The organism is Methylobacterium sp. M6A4_1b (genome assembly GCF_053345175.1).
Genome location: NZ_JBKEZQ010000006.1, coordinates 69,095 through 87,019, shown reverse-complemented (window position 1 = coordinate 87,019; position 17,925 = coordinate 69,095). Strand labels below are relative to the sequence as shown.

The following is a 17,925-nucleotide window of genomic DNA, read 5'->3' as shown; positions in this document are numbered from 1 at the left end:
GAGCCTTCGGCCGCAAAAATTCCGATTGATCCAGCGTGCTCCCGCGGTACGGAGCGACCGATCGGGTAGATCAGCTAAGTTATTGAATAAATTGGCGCACCCGACACGATTCGAACGTGTGACCTTTGCCTTCGGAGGGTAGTGGATATACAATCCTGATAGTCCTGACAACTTCTCACGACTGGGAAATTGGCTTCCTGTCCACAGCTTTCTCATGTACTTCTAGCACCTCCATGTGAGAGAAAATGTGAGACAGACGATGGCCAGCGCGGCACTCGATACGGCAGCCAAGCGCGGCAAGCTCGCCGTCAACCGCAATCCCTACTGGAACGGCATCGCCGGCGGACGCGGCGGTGTCTCGCTTGGGTACCGGACACCTGGGAAGAAGGGGGGCGGCTCGTGGGTCGCCAAGGTGGTCCTCGACGGGAAGCGTGACGAAGCCAAGATCGCCGAGGCCGACGATGACGGCGCCCGCGCCGGAGCCTTGTCCTACGCGAAGGCCAAGGCCGCTACGCTCGCCTGGGCGGAGATGCGCGTCAAAGAGTGGGACGCTGCGGAGGCTGCCGCGATCGTGGAAGCAGCTCCTACGGTGCGCTCGGCGATTGAGGCCTACACAAAGGCTCGCAAGAAGCGACATGCCACGGCGGGCCGGGCAGCGGAATACTCGCTCAACCGGCGGGTCCTCACAGACGAGACTTTCTCGGCGGTGCCTCTGGCCAAGCTCACGGCAGCCGTCATCAAGACGTGGAAGGATGGTCTGCCGGAAAAGCTCGCCACCACGACGGTGAACCGCATCCTCAACGACGTGAGGGCAGCACTCAACGCAGCCTACGAGGTCCACCGGGCGATGCTGCCGGGAAACATCCCGGCCGAGATCAAGGCTGGCACAAAGCGGACCCCTGTGAGCACGACGGCACGCAAGCAGATCTTCTCCGATGCCGATATCCGGCGGATCGTCGACGCGGCGTACATCGTGGACGATACGGGCGATTTCGGAGCTCTAGTCCTCGCTGCGGCCGCTACCGGCGCACGGTTCAGCCAGCTCGCGCGAGTGACGGTCTCCGGCCTGCAGGTCGCGCAGCAACGCCTCATGGTACCGACCACGAAGAAGGGGACCGGCGATAAGAAGGTTCAGTTCATCGCCGTGCCAGTCGCCCCCGATGTGATCGAACGCCTCGAACCGCTCGCTCGCGGGCGTCACGGTCACGAACCCCTGCTTCTGCGTTGGGCCTTCAAGCGGAAGGGGGTCGGGCGGGGCCGCGGATGGGAGAAGGACGCCCGACAGCCGTGGGCGTTCGCCTATGAAGGCTACGAGGCTTGGGAAGAGGTTCTGAAAACGGCCGGGATGCCGGATGACACGGTGATGCTGTGTCTCCGGCATAGCTCCATCGTTCGGAAGCTAACCGCCGGCCTACCTGTCCGGCTTGTCGCTGCGCTCCACGACACGAGTGTGGAGATGATCGAGCAGCACTATTCGGCGTACATCGTCGACGCCACGGAAGACCTCATCCGGCGTACCCTGACGGCCCTGGCTCCAGCACCCGTAGCTCGCCTGAACGTCGTTGCGGCAACAGCATGAGCGACGTGGACGATGACCCGGGCCCACCCTGGCGTTCCGGACGCGGTCGCCATGGCGTCGTGGAGTTCTTCGCGCCGGACTGGAAGCCGGGCGACCCCCCGAGTGAGGTAGTGGGTGGCAGGAGGCCGTCAGAGAACGGGGCGGGCCGTCCTTCGGCGCTAACCAAGCGAGAGGCTCGCAGGGCCTTCATCCTGGCGGTCATCCTGAAGGATCAATGCCGGAATCCACGCACCGGTAACGTGATCGTGAATAAATTGGCTCGCGAAGTGGCGATCCTTATGTTCGGCAAAGGCGCGACCGCCGAGCGCATCGAGCACGTCAGATCCTCGATTCGCGAGGCCACGAATCATTCCCACGGTAGTATTTTTCTACCTTCAAACAACTCTGAATAGGCGCAGGATTCCACCAACGCGATGATTCGACAGCATGGTCTTCATGCTTAATGTGACTGTCCAACACGCAACAGCGTCGAGGACAGCACATGCTTCGCGGAACACAGACGGCGCGCTCGATCACCTCGGGCGCGACCAGGAAAGGCTTGCCCGAAGCCTCGGCTAGAGCCTCGAAATGCGAAGCCGGAACGCAATCCGTGCCCTGGCGCGACCGTCCGCACCTGGTGATGAAGCTCGCCGCCGAGGTCAGCGGCATCTCGCCGGCCGGGCTCTACAAGGCCGCCCACGAGGGCCGGCTGACCTTCATCAAGTCCGAAGGCCGGACGCTCGTCGTCACGGAGAGCCTCGTCGCCCTCATGGAGCAGGCGCAGCCCTGGACCGCTCAGTCGAACCGGGGAGCCGCCGCACGCGCCAAGCGCGCCGAGGCCGCCCGCACGTCGCTGCGTTAAGGGCCGAGACGATGACGGACCTCATCCCGACGATCGCCCGCGCCGCGCAGGGCGACGACCTATCGATCCAGTGGCAGACGGCCCCGAACTTCGCCGCCGGCAACGCACAGTTTCTCGACGCCGATCCTGCCTGCCTCATCCAGGTGCGGCCCATGACCAAGGCGGATCTCGGCGCCAACGGCGCCGGCCGAAAGGCCAACGCCATCCTTTGGATCAAGGGCGAAGATGGCGGCCCGGACATCGCCTATTACGTCCGCATCCCGCCGCACCTGCGCAAGAACAACCGGGCCGGCGTGATGCGGGGGATCGAGTGCGTCCGCCGCTTCGACCGCACGCTCGCCCGCCACGCCCTCGACGTCGCGTCCCGTACTCGTTGGCCCAACCCGGAGGGCCGCTCGTGGACAGTCTGACCGAACTCCAGAACCTCGACGGCAAGCGGATGGTGAAGCGCATCATGCGTGCCGCCGCAACCGGCGAAGTCGTGACAGGCGACTATGAGCGCGGCGCGATGAACTTCCGGCCCGTCTGTCATCCCGTCGCCTCGATCAGGGACTTCGCTCGCGTACTCGACCAGGTGGCGCTGTCGCCCGGCTCGTGCGTCATCCGCGGCGAGCCGAAGCACCCAGAACTGACAGCGATCAGGCGACAGAAGATCAACTTCGAGGACGTTCGTCGGCATTGGTCGCTGCATGACCTCGACGGCATTCCCCTGCCGCCCGGCCTGGACTGGCGCGCAGAGCCCGAGGCGGCCGTACGCTACGCTGTCGGCCTCATGCCCGAACCCTTCCATGGCGCTACGTGCTGGTGGGCCTTCTCGGCGGGTCAGGGCATCAAGCCCGGCCTCCGGCTTCGGCTGGGCTTTTGGCATGACGTGCCCCTGTCAGCCGACGAGCTCAAGATCTACTTGGCCGAGAAGATCCAGGCGCCGGGTGTCCCGAAGCGTAGCTGGCGTCGCGTCTCGCCGGTTGACCCGGCCGTCTACAACGTCGTCCAGGTGAACTACATCGGCCGCCCGATCTTCGAGGACGCCATGGTCGATCCTGTCCCGCGTCGATCTGGCCTTCTTGTCGGAACGCGCGAGGTCGTGTCCGTCCCCCTTCCTATCCTGCCCCGATGGTCGGGGACGGCCGGGCATGCGCCGCGGGCGAAGGCACCAGGAAGCGGCGCTTCGGACGTGACCGCCGAAGTCGTAACAGATCCCTATCGCGGCGAAAGCTCCGGCTTCGACCACCACGTCGAGAGCATCGGAGACGGCCCGGGCGGGCAGGGCTTCTACGCGCCTATGACCGCGGCCGTGGCATCGTGGATAGGCCAGCACGGGCCGGACGCGGACGTGGCGCCCATGATCGAGGCCATTGCCGCCGCTGCGCGCTCGGCCGTTCGCATCGCGCAGGTACACACGGCCGAGTACGTCGAGGAGAAGATCAAGGGCCTGCCGGCTCTAGTCGAATGGGTCCGCGCGGAGGAGCGGCGCAAGGCGTCCGTGCTGTCCGCCGTCGGGCAACGCTGCGACCCTGGCCGTTCCCTCCCGACCATGAGCGTTGCCGACGCCTCCGTAGCGCTCCGGAGTGCCGTCGACGAAGCCTTCGCCAGGATCCTGCCGGCGGCAGGCGAGCGCCGCGCCCGTGCTCTGTCCATGACGTCGGACGAGATCAGGGACATGCAGGCTGCAGAACACTTCTTCGACGGCCACGCCATGCCGCAGATCGCAATCGGCGCCGGGGTCGGTCTCGGAAAGACCGAGGCCGCCTTAAGCGAGGTGCACAGCGCCGTGCGAGACGATCGATCGTTGCGGGTGGCGATCTCAGTCCCGACCCACGTCACGGCCGATGATATCGCCGGACGCCTCAATCGGAAGGCTGGCCGCATCATCGCCAAGGTGTGGCGCGGAACCGGACAGCCGGACCCAGCCCGACCACATCGCCTGATGTGTCCGATGAACTCCCTTGTCGAGCAGGTCCGTGCAGCTGGAGGAAAGGCAGCACAGGTTTGTGGTGCACCGCGGAGGAAGATCTGGTGCGATTATCACCCGCGCAAGCCTGAGCAGATGCCAAGCCACGCCTGCGCCTACCGGCAACAGTTCGACGCAGACGTGCAGGTATGGATCTTCCCGCACGCCATGCTGACGAGCGCCGCACCGTCGGTCTTCATGACGACCGAGCGCAGGCACCTCGGCTACCCCTTCGACCTGCTTGTGCTCGACGAGGCGCCCTGGCTGTCCTTCCTCGGGGGCTGCGGTCCGCGGCCCGTCCAGGTGAAGGTCGAGGATCTCGTCCGCCTGGCGCGCTGGCCTGGCGGGGGCGCCTGGCGCACTGAGTACCTGGAGATCGGTCGACGTCTCGCCGTGGCTCTGGACGGGCACGCCGGCTTTTTGAAGCGAGAGGCGCTCGTCGAAGCCAGGCTCTCGGCCTCGCTAGCGGATCGCGCTGCGGCGCTTGCCTGGAACCTGAGGGGGACGCTACCGATCCGCCGCGACCTGCCGCCGGAGGCGGCTGCCATCGCCCTGGACGAGCATGGGGGCGCCGGTGGCGTAGCAGCTCTGGTGCGGCGGTTCTGGAGCGAGGTCGCGACCTTCTTGCGCTCTGGCGCGACGGTCGCCCCGCACACCCTGCAGGCGATCTCGGACGACGAAGGGCACCCCGCCATCCGCCTGCGTTGGAAGGACGAGATGCACCGACACTGGATTGGCGGACCGATCCTCTACCTCGACGCGACGCTCGTGCCCAAGGTGGCAAGGTGTTGGCTCCCCGACCTTGATGTCACGGCAACGATCCAGGCTGCCGAGACGAACGTCCACCGGACGGCGCTGACCGACCGGGCGCTCGGCAAGTCGAGCCTCGTCACGGCCAGCACGGACGCCGAGGAGAAGCGACAGGCCGCGAAGGTGGGGCACATCCTGCGGCTGATCGAGGTGCAGGCGTTCCTGCATCGAGGAAGGGGCAGGCGGGTCCGTGGCGATACCCCCGGCCCCGACGTGGCGGTCGTCGGCTACGATGCCCTCGACCGGCACATCCGCGGCCTCGTCCCGAACAACGTCGCGGTCGGGCACTTCAACGCCCTGCGCGGGTTCGACGGGTGGCGAGGCGTCGGAGCAATTGTCGTGATCGGGAGGCCCGAGGCCTCGCCGCTGGCCGTCGAGCAATACGGGTCGGTCGCATCCGGCGAGCTGATCCCTCCATGCGGGGGCCGATGGTACCCGGTCGCCGAGGGCTCGCATCTCATGCGGGACGGTGCCGGTCGCAGGGTCTCGACGTACGCGCACCCCCATCCGCTCGCCGAGGCCTTTCGGCGTCAGGTCCAGACGGAACTCGTCCAGGTCGAGGGCCGTGCCCGCTCGGTCCGGCGGGGCGCCCGGGATCCGCTCGTCTCGATCATGCTGACGAGCACGCCGACGGACCTGGCAGTCGACGCTGCGGTGACGGAAGGCGACGTGCTCGACCAAGTGCCGATGGTGGCGGTCCTCCTGGCCCGAGGCCTCGTCCCGAATGACGCACGCGACGCCGCGGCGGTGCTGCCAGATCTGTTCGCGGACAGCACCGACGGCGCGGCGGCCTTCCGGCAACGGGCGGGCCGCGAGACACAGGGCGTCGCCCTCTCGACCCTATTCACCCGGGCGGATGACGACCGGCCAGGGACAGGCGGCGAACTCGTGACATTTCCCTATTATAACCTCTTAGGGAAACGTCACGACTTCGAGCCCGGCGCCGTTCGAGGCCGGCGCGCCACTGCATTGCCGGACGCCTTCCTCGACTTCCGCTGCTTTCGATACAAGGCACATGGCCGCCGGAATGCCGGGCTCGTCCTAATCGATACGGCGCGGCATCCCGACCCCGAGGAGGCCCTTCAGGACGTCGTGGGCCAGCTCGCCAGCTTCGTCCCGGTGGAGCCTCCCGCATGGCTGGCTGCGATCCAGGCGTCGTATCGAGACGTCTCGCGCCAGCCTGCCGGGACCTCCGCTTCGGTCGCTCTCGACCTGCCGCAGGCGCCGTCGCCGTTCGAGATCCTGTTGGCGACGAAGGTGCACGCCGCGAACGCGATGCTGCCTTTGGCCGACGAGATCTACACGGTCGGCGCCCACCGCCTGTCCGTCCACCTGTTCCACCGAGGCGACCACGGTGCGGACCTGCGGCTCTATCGGAAGCCCGGGGCGACTTGGCCGCCGCAGCGGACCTCGGCAACGCCGATCCTCGTGGAGAAGGCCAAGATGCGCGAGCCGACGACGACGGCCTTCGAGATCGCACTGGAGCTCGGGGCCCGTCCTCGGTCGCTCATGGTCGGGCCCGTCTACAAGCGGCTCGAACGCGATTTCGGTCAGGAAAAGGCGCTCGCTTTGAAGCTCAAGATGAAATTCGGAGCGGAGGCGCTGCAGGCCGCCGGCGCCCGATGCCTCGCTCGATCAGCCGGGCGACAAGCCTGAACCAAGAGGTCGGATTGCGGCATGTATAGCATCTGCTATATAATTTCATTGAAATCCTAAATAGGAATATCGGCATGCCAAGGAAGTCAGGGTTGTTCACACCCCAGGAAAAGGCATTCGTCCGTCACATGAGCCATAGCAACGACCCCACCGTGGCAGCCCAGGCGGCCGGGTATGTGCAGCCTGCCTCCCGCGGCGGCGTGCTCATGCGCCGACAAGATGTCCTCGTCGAAGTTCAGGCCGCCATCGCCTACCGGCTTAAGACGGAGGGGGCCAAGGTCGGCGTCGGCGTTCTGATCGAAGTCGCCGAGGACAAGAAGCACCCGGCCGCGAGCCGCGTCATGGCCGCCAAGGCCCTCGTGCAGCTCTCAGGCGTCGGGACGACAGATGCCAGCGAGGAGAAGGCCCTTCACACCATGTCTCGCGCCGAGCTCGTCGTTCGGGCAGAACAGGCGCGTCGAGTGCTGGCCGAGTTGGACGCGCCTATCATCGAGCACGAGGACGCATCGGCCGGCGGTGTTTTCGACTGAAAGGGTCGTCAGCGCCGGGGCGTCTCCGGCTTCTGCTTCAGCGCAGCGCCTGCAGCTTGTCCGGCGAGGGCAGGCAGGGCCGCGAAGGCGAGACAGAACGCGACGAAGCCAATGAGAATGAGCATGGCCGTGGATCCTCCGGGGTGCTTGTGGTCTGCGGTCTGACCTAGGCGGCCAGGCGCTCCAGGACGTTGAGGACGCTGCGCGCCGTCCACTTGCCGCCGCGCGCCGTCGCGATGTGCCGGGCGTTCAGCGCCTGAGCGATCCCGTTGGCCGACGTGGTTCCCTCGGCCTGTATGCTGGCGATCAAGCCGGCGAGACCAGCGGCTCGCTCATTTGCGCCGGCCTTGAGCGCCTCGACCGCGCTGCCGTTGTCACGACCCTTCAGGTGGGCCGCTCCGTTCGGGTTACCGAGCTTGGTGCCCCGTGCCTTCGCAGCGGCCAGGGCGGCCTTGGTGCGGGTCGAGATCATCGCCCGCTCCTTCTCGGCCAAGGCTGCGTAGACGTGGAGCATGAAGGGGTCCGCGTCGGGACCGAGCTCCGTCACGACGAAGGGAACGCGGGTCCGCATCAGGCCCGAGATGAAGTGCACGTCGCGGCTCAGTCGGTCGAGCTTGGCGACGAGCACGGGGCACTGGCGCAGGTTGGCGTCGCGGATGGCCGCGGCGAGCTGCGGGCGGGTCTCCAGGGCGTCGGAACCCTTGCCCGTCTCGACCTCTGTGAACGTGCTCACGAGGAAGATGCCTTGCGTCTCGGCGAAGCGCTCGACCGCCTCGCGTTGAGCTTCCATGCCGAGACCGCTGCGGCCCTGGCGCTTCGTGGAGACCCGGAAGTAGGCGACAGCGATGCGGCCGTTCATGGCTCGGAACCTCGTTTGCACAATCACCATACCGACGTTTGGCAAATGTGCAAGGGCGTATCGAGGGGCCTATGTGCGTTCAGCTCCTGACGCCGGGGGCCGCTGACGACGATCCGCGCGGGGCGATGTCCACGGCCATAGGATCAAGGTCGTCGGAGAGGCGCAGGGCTTCGGCTCGGGCCAGAGAAAGTAGCCCCGTTAAGCGCTCGCCGACTTCCTTCGAGATGTCATCACAGGTCAGGACGGTCTCGATTGCAGCGCCGAGCGCGCTTGCGATGGCATAGGCCCGGACGTCGGGCTGCGAGTAGATCTCAAGCATGTAACAACCTCGTGTGTATGGCTCCAAGAGCTAAAGGTGGCGTCTTGCAATGCGCGCTGTCAATGAAAGTATTCAAGGCTCGGATCCGCGAAAATGTATTCATCACATACATCACCAGACACAGCAGACAATTGTAAGACAAGGCGTCCGCTAAGTGCCTAGGGCGACACGAACCCCTATCGGGCGTGTCTGATGCTTGTCTGATCTTCGAGCCAGCCTGCCAAAACGTCGCAGACCGCTTGACGCCTGCCGGTAGGGGGTGGGGTGCACCCTGCCGGTATACCCTCACTTTGCGCGAGAAATCGCCGACACCCCCGCGTAGAAAAATTCTGGCCGCAAAATCGAGCCGACACGTTGTCTAGCGTCTCTTCTATAAGGATTTGTCACAAGTTCGACGAAGCAGATATTCTTTTACTTTCAGCAGCTTAGAGTGCTACATTGTCTGAGCTTCTTCAGAGTTACAGCATCCCGTGAACGCAATCGAAGCCGCCCTGTCCAGAGACGACGACTACACTTCCGTGTGGCTCTGGTTGGATCACGCCGTCACGCGCGACAACGCCGCTGGCCTCGTCTTCGACCTTGAGCTCGTGTTCAGCGTGCTCATCAATCGCGCGGCTCGCACTCATCTCACGGTCGAACAGGTGTCCGAGCTGCGGCGGCTGTTCCCTGTCTGCCGCCAGCGTTGCGAACGGTACCTCCCGCCCTACTGCGGCGTGGAGGACGTCCGTGCAGGGTTCTCCGCGGCCGACCGACTTCTGGCCCTCTGGCTTCGCCCGCCGAGCAATCGTTCCGGCCACACCATCGAGCACGAGCCCTATGCCGGCATTCTCCGCTTCCATGGCGTTCTGAGATCGCTGCGGCGGGTGGGTTCCCTACCCACGGCCGCCGTGATCCCGACCGCGATCAAGCGCAACGGCTGCGAGATCATCCCCTTCCCCAAGCCCTGCCAGGAACGCGCCCGATGAAGCCCGAGACGAACGCCGCACCCGAGATCCTGGCCTGTCTGCAGAAGGCCGCGACGTCGCTGGACGACGAACAGATTGTCGTGAACCTCTCGAAGGCGTTCGCCGCGGTCGTCCGCGGTCAAGGGGCCGGGCAGATTCCGCGCTGGCAGCGTGAGGCGCTTGTCGCCGCGTTGTTCCGCGCTGAGGATACCGCGCGCGACGCCCTGCCGGCCCACTTCTCCGAGACGAGCCTGCATCAGGGGTGCCTCGCCGTCTTCGGGCTCGTGAACGCTTGGGCCGAGCCGGTCGGGTCACCCGAGCGACGGGAGGCGGCACCGGCCGGGCTCCCGCTGATCGCCCGCATGATCGCGAACAACCTCGACACCCTTTGCGCGAGCATGGAGATGGCGCGGCTCCTTCCGCCCTCCTTGCCCGCCTCCGCGATCCCCCTGGCCGAGATGGCGCTATCCGCCACGGCCCACTAAGAGGCGACCGACATGAGCAAGAAGGACGGCGGCGCTGGCAAGGCGGCCAAGCAGGCGCAGGCAGACGAAGCCGCCCGGCAGGCGACGATCCGCGCGGGCACGCAGCAGGTCAACGACACCTTCAGCCAGTTCGACGAGCCCTTCTTCACCAAACAGCGCGACAGCTACACGGGCTTCGCCCTACCGCAGCTCGACGACCAATATGGGAAGGCGCAGAAGACCCTCACCTTCGCGCTCGCCCGCGACGGAAATCTGAACTCATCGGCGCAGGCTCAGCAGAACGCCGAGCTGCAGAAGACCTATGACACGCAACGACTTGCCATCGCCGACCAGGGTCAGAGCTACGCGAATCAGGCGCGGTCGAGCGTCGAGGACGCCCGCGGCAACCTGATCTCGACCTTGAACGCCACCGGCGACGCCACGCAGGCGGCGCAGTCTGCCGCGGCGCGCGCCGGCGCACTCTCGGCCCCGCAGGGCTACAGCCCGATCGGCGACGCATTCAATGGGGTTCTGGGAGCCCTGGCCGTCAACGCGCAGAACAACCGTGCACAAGCGCTGCTAACCGGCAAGCCTATGGCAAACGCTAGCCTGTTCGGCTCGACGGCCAACGCAGTGAAGACAACCGCGTAAGGTTCAAGGATGTGCCACTAGCTACTCGGGCTTCTTTCGACAGGAATGGAGGTAGTACATGGGGACTCAGGGCGAAAACTCATGCTACACGGGAAGCCGCATTGTGGCAGGTAGATCGCACCGAGGGTTTGGCGTGTCGAGCGAATTCCTAGCATCCTTCGGCTTTTCAGAAGACCCCTTTGCTTCAACTAACGCGGCGAATGAGCCTCTAATTGATAGATATTTTGTCGATCCGCCCTTTTTCCCCGCAGTTGTTGGGGATCCCGCAAGTCCTAAGAGTAATGTTGTTTTCGCTCCACGAGGTGGTGGCAAAACAGCCCAGAAAATTATGATTGAAAAGCGCAGTTTGGAGTCAAATCAATTTTTATGTGTGACATACGATAGGTTTCCAACCGAGAACATAAAGCAGCCCAAAGAAGCGAGCGCGGAATATCATCTGGAAAATATAACTAGAGTACTTCTGCTTGCCGTTCTAATTGAAGTGGAGGATCGCGGCTATCTGCCCGAAGGTTTTGATGAGGTTGATCGCCGCGTAATTGTTGGCCTTTCGAAGAATTTGCTTGGAAATATTTCGGCTGAAAAATTCAAAGAGTCGATATCTTCCATAAAATCAATTGGCGATAAGGCTGGCGATCTCTTTAGAAAATATGGTGGAGTGGTTGTCGGATTGCTGAATGTTGTCACTGCGAAATTTGGCTATGGCAAATTTGATGCAGCAGTTAATTCTACCAAGAGAATGGATGAAACAATCCGTTTTCAATTTGAAGCACTGCTGCCGATTGTCCAAAAATTTGGTTTCAAGTCAACTTACATCCTCGTGGACCGGGTCGACGAGCTTTCGATAACTGCAAGTGATGCTCAGAAAACCTTTGAATTTCTGGAGCCTTTATTGATTGATCTGCCATTGCTCGAAACCCCTGGAGTAGCATTCAAATTTTTCCTGTGGGACCAAATGAAAGAAGCTTATCTGGAAGCAGGTGGGCGCCCAGATCGGCTCATTGAGTACGTATTAGATTGGTCTGTAGAAGATTTAGAGACTGTACTTAGTAAGCGCCTGACGACCTATTCAGGCGGCGCAATTCGTCGCTTCGACCAGATATTAACGGGCGACGCAGGGTACGATGTTCATAGGCTGATATCATATTTTGCCCACGGATCGCCGCGAGATATGGTGCGTATCTGTAAAAAGATCGTGGATGAACACACACGGACTGGTCGATATGGGCCAAGGATAGATTTCAAGACTGTAAAATCAGCTCTCATAGGGTTTTCGACAGAGAGGGCAAAAGAACTCTACCCAGGCATCTACACAGATTTGAAAAAAGTGGGAGAGCTAAACTTCACAATAAATAAATTGGCCAACGACGTCTTTAGGGTGACGACGCAGGCGGCTCGATCAAAAGTTCAGAAGTGGCAGGGATCTGGTGCTGTCGTTAAGATTGGAGAGCTTCCGAACCCAGGAAATCGTCCTCAATATCTTTATGGGGTTGTCGATCCGAGGCTCGCAGTTGCGGTTACGGCAGATGCCAGTTTGGAGGAAGCGCTAGACTTCTTCCTGGTTATTTGTCCTCATTGTGCCGAACTGCGGATCGTGGAGGAGGGCGATATCACCTGCCCTGACTGTCAGAGCACCTTCAAATCGAGCGAAGCTCGAACCCTTGGTGCGGTCTGCTCGCGGTAACCCCTATCCCCACTATCCACAGTCGGCATAGCCGAGCTTGACCTAGGACCATACGGCTGTCTGTTCTCTTTCCGTTCCATCACGGAAGGATGCTGCTGTGGGCCTCTATCGGGTCGCCGATCTTGCGAGAGCTGGGGACGGCTTGGTGCGCGTTCCAATTCAGGGGGCCGCGCTCTGTGCGGGCTTCCCGTCGCCAGCCGACGACTTTCTCGAAGGCTCGCTTGAGCTCCCCCGCTGGCTCGCTCCGAACCCGCCCGCGACCTTCGCCTGGAACATCTCCGGCGACAGCATGCGCGGCGCCGGTATCTTCGACCGGGATCTGGCAATCGCCGACCGCAGCCTCAAGCCCGGAAACGGCAGCGTCGTCGTGGCGATCGTCGACGGCACCATGAGCCTGAAGCGCCTCATCATCGAGGGCAACGTCAAGCGCCTCGCCTTCGACAACCCCGACCTGCCGGCCTTCGCCGTCGAGGATCTTATCGAAGGCGAGATCTGGGGTGTGGTGCGCTTCTCCATCCGCTGGCACGTGGCGCGCGCCGGGCTGGTGCGATGGCCCGGGTCATCGCGTTGATCGACGGCAACAGCTTCTATTGCTCCTGCGAGCGCGTCTTCGACCCGAAGCTCGCCCGAGTGCCGGTCATCGTGCTCTCGAACAACGACGGCTGCGCAATCGCGCGTACGGCCGAGGCTAAGGCACTCGGGATCAAGATGGGCGATCCCTGGTTCAAAATCCGCCAGCAGTGCCAGCGCGAGGGCGTGCGCGTCTTCTCCTCGAACTACACCCTCTACGGCGACATGAGCGCCCGCACGAACGCGGTCTACCGAGACTTCTCGCCCGCGGTAGAGATCTACTCCATCGACGAGAGCTTCCTCGATCTCTCGGATGTGCGCGACCGGGACCGGGTGACGCTCGCGCGAGACCTCCGTTCCACGGTGCGGGCCTGGACCGGCATCCCGACCTGCGTCGGCATCGGCCCAACGAAGACGCTGGCAAAGCTCGCCAACCACATCGCCAAGACAATTCCGGATCTCGACGGCGTCTGCGACCTGACCGACCCGGTCGCCTACGACCACTGGCTCTGCCGGATCTCGGTGGCCGAAGTCTGGGGCATCGGCCGGGCCTCGCTCACCAAGCTCATCGGCCTCGGGGTCGACACGGTGGCCGACCTCCGCGACCTCGACCCGCGCCCGATTCGCAAGGCTATGACGGTGGTGGGCGAACGCATCATCTACGAACTGCGCGGGCTGGCCTGCCTGCCACTCGAACTCATGCCGGCCCAGCGCAAGGGCTGCGCGGTGACCCGCTCGTTCTCTCGCCGTATCACCGAGCGTGAGACCCTGGAACAGGCCGTGGCCACGCATGCGACACGGCTCGGCGAGAAGCTCCGGCGCGGCGGCCTCGGCACCACGCACGTCTCGGTCTTCTACCATACGAGCGAGCACGACCGCGGTGACCCGATGCGCTCGGTCTCTACGACGGTGACGCTGCCGGAGGCGACGAACGACACGCTGGCGCTGATCAAGGCGGCACAGGCCGGCGTGGCGCGGACCTGGCGCGAAGCGCCGGGCGATCGGCCTTGGCGCTACAGCAAGGCCGGCGTGGTCACCACCGACCTGAAGTTGCTGGAGGATGCACCACGAGCGCTGATCGGTCAGCTCGACCGGGAGCGCAGCGCGCCACTGATGGCTGCTATGGACGCCTGCAACGCGCGCTTTGGTCGGGGCGCCGTCGTCCCGGCCCGGGCAGGCCTGATCGAGAAGCGGACCTGGTCGACGAAGTTCGAGATGCGCAGCCCACGCTATACCACGCAGGTGTCGGAGCTGCCGACGGCGCACGCGTGAACTCTTGCTATCCGCCTAGAGCGTCACTTCGGATCGATGAAAGCCGAGAGCTGCGCGATCATACCCCGGAGTTCGTCGGGCCACATGACGCCGCTAGCCGGGATCGTCGGGCGTCCCTTGTCGTCGTACCACATGAGCCAGAAGGCTTCGGAGTTGTTGTTCTTGTCGATGACGTGCTCCAGCCAGAGGCTGTAGCCGTTATTGACCAGAGCGTTCGGAAAGACGCTCCCTCCGGCTTGCCCTGAACCATGCGGCTGCCCCTTGGCCGTGTTGGTCATGAAGCGCTTGTTCTCACAGGTGTAGGGAGCGCCGTTGATCCACCACTTCGACATTCTCGATCCTTTTCGGCAGCCACCTACAAAGCCGGTGCCGGGTACGAAGATCCATCACAAATCGTGCACGGGCACGTCAGTCGAGATCGAGAGCCACCGACCGGAAGCGAAGGCGACCCGAAGAACGCGCGGCGAGAACGGCAGGTAGGTGGTACGGTTCTCCAACAGCAGCGCGCCGGCGTCGGTCACCCGATAATCGTCGGCGCTGACGAAGACCGTTTTGGGCGGTGTGCTCGCCAGCACGATCGCGAATTTTCTATGCCCGCCGAGCCAACCCATGTCCGGTCCGTTTCATCCATGACTGCCGAACACAGCTAGGCACGGATCGAAACGCGGCGCCAATTCGGCGGCTATGTGAGATGACTGTGTGAGACAAGCTGCCCGGCGGGGGCTAAGTGCTTGAAATGATTGGCGCACCCGACACGATTCGAACGTGTGACCTTTGCCTTCGGAGGGCAACGCTCTATCCAGCTGAGCTACGGGTGCTGACCGTGTCGCTCTGGTAGCCCATGCGGGGGCTCGGCGCAACGGGTCTGTGGCGGGCCGCGGGGGCGTGGAGGCGGCGCTTCGCAGGTGCGGCTCCCTCTCGGATCGTGCCGCGTCCGCGGGTTCGAGCCGGCGCCGGAGCCCGCGCGGGGATCCGGTCGCGCGAGTGCCGGTTCGAAGGCTGCCCGGGCTGGCGCGTCAGGGGGCGCCACGCTGGTGGAGGCGAGCCGTCCGGTCCTCCGGCGAGTGGAGGCGCTCGCGGAGGGCGAGGGCGTCGCCGGTCGCCGCGAAGGCGGCGGTGTTGTCGAAGATGCACCAGCTCTCGCATCCCTGCGCGGCCTCCGCGGCCAGGCGGACGGCGAGCGCGTCGAGGGCCTGCGCCGTATAGGGGGAGGCGTAGATCGTCGGCGAACCGTGGAGGCGATGGTAGCGCAGTCCGGGCCAGCCGCCGGGCTCCCCCGCGCCGGGCACCGGCGCCGGATCGGCGGCCACGCGCGCGATCCGCAGTTCCGCCAGCAGCGCCTCGACCTGCGGCGCGAACCAGCTGGCATGCCGTGGCTCGCAGACGATGCTGCCGCCATGGGCGTCCCGAAGGCTCCGGAGGAACCCGGCGCTCAGCTGGGGGTCGAAGGGAAGGCTCGGCGGCATCTGCAGCAGGAGCGGACCGAGCTTCGGGCCGAGCCCGGCGACCTCGCTCAGGACGCGCCGCAGGGGCATCTCCACGTGCCGAAGGCGCTGCTCGTGGGTGATCGTGCGCGGGAGTTTCACGGCGAAGCGAAACTGTTCGGGCACCGAGGCCGCCCAGCGCGCGTAGGTCTCGACCCGGTGAGGACGATAGAAGGAGGTGTTGATCTCCACCACGTCGAGACGTCGGGCGTAACGCTCCAGATGGCTGCCGGCCGCGGGAAACGCATCCGCACAGCCCTTCGGCACGTTCCAGCCGGCCGTTCCGATCGCGATCACGCCGTGCCCTCCGCCCGTCCACCGGCGGTGGGATCCTTCCACGAGAAGTGGACGAAGAAACCCTGCCGCCCGCCCGGCGATGCCGCCGGCCGTCCGGCGGCACGCGTCCCGCATGGGACGCATGCCCACCCTGAACCTGCGCACGCCGCCGGAGTTGATCGAATTCACGGGCCGACCGGACGTTCCGCGCCGCGCTCACGCCTTCCCAGCGCGCCGCGTCCCCGGTTCAGGAACCACCTCATGGCGATCTCGCAGTCTCCGCCTTGATGCCTGGTTCGGAGCCGATGACAGTGCCATGGCCGCAGATCGAGGCGGCCGCGCTCGCCCGGCGCGTGGGCGGCCTGGCGGCCGGCGAGCGGCTGACGATCCTGGGCATCGGTCGCGACGAAATCGGCGCGATCCTGGCGGACAGGCCCGACCCGATGCGCGGCGCACTTCTCGTCGCGTGCCGCGGGTTGCTGTCGGCGCCGGCGATCCTCGACCGCCTGCTCGACGACCTCGCCGAACTCGCCCTGGCCCGCTGGCCCCGCTGGGCCGAGCCGGACGCCGCCCCGCCGGCGTGGGAAGCCCAATCTCCGGGGGCGGACCTCACGCCGTCAGCGTCCGGTTCGGCATGCATCGCGGCACCCGGCTCCGGTCCCTGGCGAAAGGCGGCGGAGGAGCGCGCCCGGCTCGGCCTCGCGCCGCGATTTCCGCGCATGGCGCGGGAACTCGAATTCGCCCACCTGCTCCGGACCATCGGCTCGTCGGGCGTCCTTCTGGTCTGGGAGGTCGATCCGGCCTCCGGGGACCGGGCACGCCCCGTGATCGAGGCGCTGGAATGGGGCGCCCGGCATGGGGCGGCGGCCGTCGCGGCGCTCGCCGTGCCGCCGCCGGCGGTCGCCCCCTATGACCGCCTCCTCTACGGGGCCTTCGAACTCGTCCGCCCGCAGGCGACGGCCGGGGAACGCTTCATCGCGCCCCTGCCCGGTGCGCATCACGCCAGCGCCAGCGAGCGGCGCGTGGCCGCCGCGCTGGCGCAGGACGCCGACCTCCTCGGCCTCTTCGCCTGCAACGCGCTGGTGCCGGTCGGCACCTGGGGCGTGCAGCACCGGGTCGATCTCCTGTGCTCGGCCTACCGCGTCGTGGTGGAGCTCGACGGCCCCGAGCATCGGGCGGAATCGAAGTTCGGCGCCGACCGCCACCGCGACTACGAGTTGTTGACGGCCGGCTACCTCGTCCTGCGCTTGACGAACGAACAGGTCGCGGCCGACCTTGCCCTGGCGATCGAGAAGATCCGCGCCGTCGTCGACCTGCGGCGGCGCAGGCAGGAGGATGACCCATGAGCGAGACGCCGACCCCGAGGCAGGCGCTGATCCTCTGGTGCCTGCTGGGCCGCTGCGGGAGCGCCCTCCAGAGCGCCCTCGTGCCGAAGATCGACAAGGGCGACCGCGAGGCCCTCGTCGCGGGCCGGTTCCTCGAAGCCCGGAAGCAGGGCCGCTCCCTCCGGCTCACCGTCACCGACAAGGGCTGGGACTGGGCCGGCACCCACCTGCGCGACCCGCTGCCGCCGAGCTTCCGCGTCCTGCAGGATTGGCTGGAGCGGCTGCACGCGCATCTCGCGGCGAGCGGTGCGACCCTGGCCGATCTCGTCGGTCCGATGCCCGCCGAGCCGGAAGCGGTGTCGCCGCCCCGTCCGAAGGCCAGGGCGGCACCCGGATCGAAAGCCGCGCAAAAGCCGAAGCCGAAGCCCGTGCCCGGGCCGGAGCCCGACCGGCTGCGGTCACGCATCGAGGCGGCGTATCTCGCGTTGACGGGCGGCGAGCGGGCCACGGCCGTGCGCCTGAGTGCCCTGCGCGCGCATCTCGCCGACCTCGACCGCGCGACGCTGGATGCGGGCCTCGCCGCGATCCTGCGCGGGGACCCCACCGCGCGCCTCAGTCAGTTCAGCGATCCGAAATCCCTGGACGCCGCCGAGCGCGAGGCGGCCTACGCCCCGGCCGGCGAGCCCTTCCACATCCTCTGGATCCAATCGTGA

19 protein-coding genes and 1 tRNA gene are annotated in these 17,925 nt (G+C 65.4%); 13 read left to right on the top strand and 7 right to left on the bottom strand.

The features are described 5' to 3' along the window. The first annotated feature begins 259 nt into the window (after positions 1–259). Positions 260–1,579: a tyrosine-type recombinase/integrase gene (locus ACLBWX_RS08440; RefSeq protein ID WP_447676623.1), complete on the top strand. Its 1,320-nt coding sequence runs from the start codon at positions 260–262 to the stop codon at positions 1,577–1,579. A gap of 158 nt (positions 1,580–1,737) precedes the next feature. Here ACLBWX_RS08440 and ACLBWX_RS08435 read toward each other — a convergent pair whose 3' ends face one another. Continuing rightward, positions 1,738–1,896: a hypothetical protein gene (locus tag ACLBWX_RS08435; RefSeq protein WP_447676622.1), complete on the bottom strand. Its 159-nt coding sequence runs from the start codon at positions 1,894–1,896 to the stop codon at positions 1,738–1,740. 164 nt (positions 1,897–2,060) lie between these two features. On the opposite strand from ACLBWX_RS08435, the gene ACLBWX_RS08430 reads away from it, so the two are divergent. The 4 genes from ACLBWX_RS08430 (at position 2,061) to ACLBWX_RS08415 (ending at position 7,367) form a co-directional block, all read left to right on the top strand. Then, the gene (locus ACLBWX_RS08430) at positions 2,061–2,420 is read left to right on the top strand and encodes a hypothetical protein (RefSeq protein ID WP_447676621.1); all 360 of its coding nucleotides are present in this window, start codon (positions 2,061–2,063) and stop codon (positions 2,418–2,420) included. Positions 2,421–2,431: 11 nt separating this feature from the next. Next, positions 2,432–2,830: a hypothetical protein gene (locus ACLBWX_RS08425; protein WP_447676620.1), complete on the top strand. Its 399-nt coding sequence runs from the start codon at positions 2,432–2,434 to the stop codon at positions 2,828–2,830. Continuing rightward, entirely contained in the window at positions 2,818–6,837 is a 4,020-nt protein-coding gene (locus ACLBWX_RS08420; protein WP_447676619.1) for a hypothetical protein, read from the top strand. Before ACLBWX_RS08425 ends, ACLBWX_RS08420 begins: the two co-directional genes overlap by 13 nt. 92 nt (positions 6,838–6,929) lie before the next feature. Beyond that, positions 6,930–7,367 carry a hypothetical protein gene (locus tag ACLBWX_RS08415; protein ID WP_447676618.1) on the top strand — a complete coding sequence of 146 codons (438 nt, stop codon included), beginning with the start codon at positions 6,930–6,932 and terminating at the stop codon, positions 7,365–7,367. A gap of 166 nt (positions 7,368–7,533) precedes the next feature. Here the strand turns inward: ACLBWX_RS08415 and ACLBWX_RS08410 are convergent, their stop codons facing one another. Beyond that, on the bottom strand, positions 7,534–8,226 hold the full coding sequence (locus ACLBWX_RS08410) for a recombinase family protein (protein ID WP_447676617.1): 693 nt from the start codon (positions 8,224–8,226) through the stop codon (positions 7,534–7,536). A 79-nt stretch (positions 8,227–8,305) separates the two neighbouring features. Then, a complete protein-coding gene (locus ACLBWX_RS08405; protein ID WP_447676616.1) occupies positions 8,306–8,545 on the bottom strand; it encodes a hypothetical protein in 240 nt (79 codons plus the stop codon). Positions 8,546–9,015: 470 nt separating this feature from the next. Here ACLBWX_RS08405 and ACLBWX_RS08400 point away from each other — a divergent pair, with 470 nt between their 5' ends. The 6 genes from ACLBWX_RS08400 (at position 9,016) to ACLBWX_RS08375 (ending at position 14,127) form a co-directional block, all read left to right on the top strand. Continuing rightward, entirely contained in the window at positions 9,016–9,510 is a 495-nt protein-coding gene (locus ACLBWX_RS08400; RefSeq protein ID WP_447676615.1) for a hypothetical protein, read from the top strand. Beyond that, positions 9,507–9,974: a hypothetical protein gene (locus ACLBWX_RS08395; protein WP_447676614.1), complete on the top strand. Its 468-nt coding sequence runs from the start codon at positions 9,507–9,509 to the stop codon at positions 9,972–9,974. The genes ACLBWX_RS08400 and ACLBWX_RS08395 overlap by 4 nt, the downstream gene beginning before the upstream one ends. A 12-nt stretch (positions 9,975–9,986) precedes the next feature. Next, positions 9,987–10,604 carry a hypothetical protein gene (locus ACLBWX_RS08390; RefSeq protein WP_447676613.1) on the top strand — a complete coding sequence of 206 codons (618 nt, stop codon included), beginning with the start codon at positions 9,987–9,989 and terminating at the stop codon, positions 10,602–10,604. A gap of 133 nt (positions 10,605–10,737) precedes the next feature. After that, positions 10,738–12,285 carry a P-loop ATPase, Sll1717 family gene (locus ACLBWX_RS08385; RefSeq protein ID WP_447676612.1) on the top strand — a complete coding sequence of 516 codons (1,548 nt, stop codon included), beginning with the start codon at positions 10,738–10,740 and terminating at the stop codon, positions 12,283–12,285. Positions 12,286–12,382: 97 nt separating this feature from the next. Continuing rightward, entirely contained in the window at positions 12,383–12,856 is a 474-nt protein-coding gene (locus ACLBWX_RS08380; protein WP_447676611.1) for a LexA family protein, read from the top strand. Continuing rightward, positions 12,835–14,127 (top strand): Y-family DNA polymerase, encoded by a 1,293-nt coding sequence (locus ACLBWX_RS08375; protein WP_447676610.1) that lies wholly within the window; start codon positions 12,835–12,837, stop codon positions 14,125–14,127. Before ACLBWX_RS08380 ends, ACLBWX_RS08375 begins: the two co-directional genes overlap by 22 nt. A 23-nt stretch (positions 14,128–14,150) precedes the next feature. Here ACLBWX_RS08375 and ACLBWX_RS08370 read toward each other — a convergent pair whose 3' ends face one another. The 4 genes from ACLBWX_RS08370 to ACLBWX_RS08355 form a co-directional block, all read right to left on the bottom strand. Next, positions 14,151–14,459 carry a hypothetical protein gene (locus ACLBWX_RS08370; protein WP_447676609.1) on the bottom strand — a complete coding sequence of 103 codons (309 nt, stop codon included), beginning with the start codon at positions 14,457–14,459 and terminating at the stop codon, positions 14,151–14,153. A gap of 54 nt (positions 14,460–14,513) precedes the next feature. Beyond that, complete coding sequence (locus ACLBWX_RS08365) at positions 14,514–14,738, bottom strand: hypothetical protein (RefSeq protein ID WP_447676608.1); 225 nt, start codon at positions 14,736–14,738, stop codon at positions 14,514–14,516. A gap of 130 nt (positions 14,739–14,868) precedes the next feature. Beyond that, positions 14,869–14,945 (bottom strand) — tRNA-Arg (locus tag ACLBWX_RS08360). Between the two features lie 198 nt (positions 14,946–15,143). Further along, positions 15,144–15,908, bottom strand: a complete 765-nt coding sequence (locus ACLBWX_RS08355) for a DUF72 domain-containing protein (protein WP_447676607.1) — start codon at positions 15,906–15,908, stop codon at positions 15,144–15,146. A gap of 284 nt (positions 15,909–16,192) precedes the next feature. On the opposite strand from ACLBWX_RS08355, the gene ACLBWX_RS08350 reads away from it, so the two are divergent. After that, on the top strand, positions 16,193–17,233 hold the full coding sequence (locus ACLBWX_RS08350; protein WP_447676606.1) for an endonuclease domain-containing protein: 1,041 nt from the start codon (positions 16,193–16,195) through the stop codon (positions 17,231–17,233). Further along, complete coding sequence (locus ACLBWX_RS08345) at positions 17,230–17,925, top strand: hypothetical protein (RefSeq protein WP_447676605.1); 696 nt, start codon at positions 17,230–17,232, stop codon at positions 17,923–17,925. The genes ACLBWX_RS08350 and ACLBWX_RS08345 overlap by 4 nt, the downstream gene beginning before the upstream one ends.